The organism is Mesorhizobium sp. M7A.T.Ca.US.000.02.2.1, from assembly GCF_003996995.1.
Classification (GTDB): domain Bacteria; phylum Pseudomonadota; class Alphaproteobacteria; order Rhizobiales; family Rhizobiaceae; genus Mesorhizobium.
Window position 1 is genome coordinate 1 of sequence record NZ_RZTT01000694.1, and the last position, 1931, is coordinate 1931.

General features: G+C 62.6%; 2 protein-coding genes. Both read left to right on the forward strand.

Going from position 1 to position 1931, the window contains the following annotated elements:
* Positions 1-767, forward strand: a 767-nt coding sequence (locus EOD15_RS33650) for an MFS transporter (RefSeq protein ID WP_148129800.1), incomplete at its 5' end; no start/stop codon positions are given.
* A 176-nt stretch (positions 768-943) separates the two neighbouring features.
* Positions 944-1855: an ABC transporter substrate-binding protein gene (locus EOD15_RS33655; protein WP_127322450.1), complete on the forward strand. Its 912-nt coding sequence runs from the start codon at positions 944-946 to the stop codon at positions 1853-1855.
* Positions 1856-1931 lie beyond the last annotated feature (76 nt).

The following is a 1931-nucleotide window of genomic DNA, read 5'->3' on the forward strand; positions in this document are numbered from 1 at the left end:
TCGTCACCGCCATCCTCGGGCCGCAGATCGTCATCTTCACCCGCGAATTGCTTGCGCCGGTCATGTTTGCCGGTTCGTTCATCTCCATCCTGCCGCTGGCCGCCGTCGGCGCCATCATCCTGTCGTTCCTGCGGCTGCCGCCGAAAGCATCCGGCAAGGTGGAGATCGCCGACAGCGACGCCAGACCACTGGCTGAAATCATCACGCAGCCGCGTTTCGTCGCCGCGCTTTTCTGCGCGGTCGGCAGCTATGCGCTGATGAGCTTCGTCATGACGGGCGCACCGCTGGCCATGGTCGGTTGCGGCCTTTCGGAAAACGACGCGACGCTCGGCATCTCCTGGCACGTCATGGCGATGTTCGCGCCAAGCTTCTTCACCGGCTCGCTGATCCATCGCTTCGGCGCCGAACGCATTGTGGCCACCGGCCTGATCCTGCTCATCGGCTGCGCCATTGTCGCTCTGTCGGGCCTGGCGCTGTGGCAGTTCTGGACGTCGCTGATCCTGCTGGGCCTTGGCTGGAACTTCGGCTTCATCGGCGCGACCGCGATGGTTGCCGCCACCTACCGGCCGTCGGAAAAGGGCAAGGTGCAAGGCTTCCACGACTTCGTCCTGTTCGGCTCCGTCGCCTGCGCCTCGCTGATGTCGGGCATGGTCTACAACGCCTGGGGCTGGGAGATGCTGAACTGGATAGTCTTTCCGGTCACCGTCCTGTGCTTCGTGGCGCTCGGCGCGCTCAAGCTGACGAGCTTGCGCAAAGCTGAAGCCTGATCCATCCGCCGTTTCACCTGACACGCGCTGTCAGCACGATGTCGGCCGAATTTACCGCTTCGGAACAAAAATATTGCGTCTGTACCTATTGTTATGAAACCGTGTGCCCCGACTGGCCGTTGAAGCCATGCTCATATGCGGTCACCGCGTTTCGGTTCATAGCAAGGGGTTTCACAATGTTTTCAGTCAAGTTTCTGGCCGGCGCGGCATTGGCGCTCGGCATCACGGTGGCTTCCGCCAATGCCCAGGTGGTTGTCTCTTCCAAGATCGACACAGAGGGCGGCGTGCTCGGTAACATCATCCAGCTCGTGCTCAACGCCAACAACATCAAGACATCGGACCGTATCCAGCTCGGTGGCACGCCGGTGGTGCGCAAGGCGATCACCGCCGGCGAGATCGACATCTATCCCGAATACACCGGCAACGCCGCTTTCTTCTTCGAAAAGGCCGACGACCCGGTCTGGAAAGACGCCGCCAAGGCCTATGAAACGGCCAAGAAGCTCGACTACGACGCCAACAAAATCGTCTGGCTGTCGCCGTCGCCCGCAAACAACACCTGGGCGATCGCGCTTCGCAAGGAAGTCGCCGAGACCAACAAGCTCGCCACGCTTACCGACTTCGGCAAATATGTCGCGGGCGGCGGTCAGGTGGTGCTGGCGGCTTCCGCCGAGTTCGTCAATTCGGCGGCCGCACTTCCGGCTTTCCAGACCACCTATGGCTTCACGCTGAAGCCTGAGCAATTGATCACCCTCTCGGGCGGCGACACGGCGGCAACCATCGCAGCGGCCGCCAACCAGACCAATGGCGCCAATGCGGCCATGGTCTACGGCACCGATGGCGGCATCGCACCGTCCGGGCTCGTCGTGCTCGACGACGACAAGGGCGTGCAGCCGGTCTACCAGCCGGCGCCGATCATCCGCGAAGCGGTGCTGAAGGAGCATCCCGAGATCGAGACGCTGTTGAAGCCGGTTTTCGCCAAGCTCGACCTCGTCACCCTGCAGGAACTGAACGGTCGCGTGCAGGTCGGCGGCGAGCCGGTCAAGGGCGTCGCCGAGGACTTCCTGAAGAAGAACGGCTTCCTGAAGTAGGACGATTCCGGCGCGCCGCTTTCGTGGCGCGCCGGATCGACTGACGGGGCAGGGCGTGAACATCCGCTTCGACAAG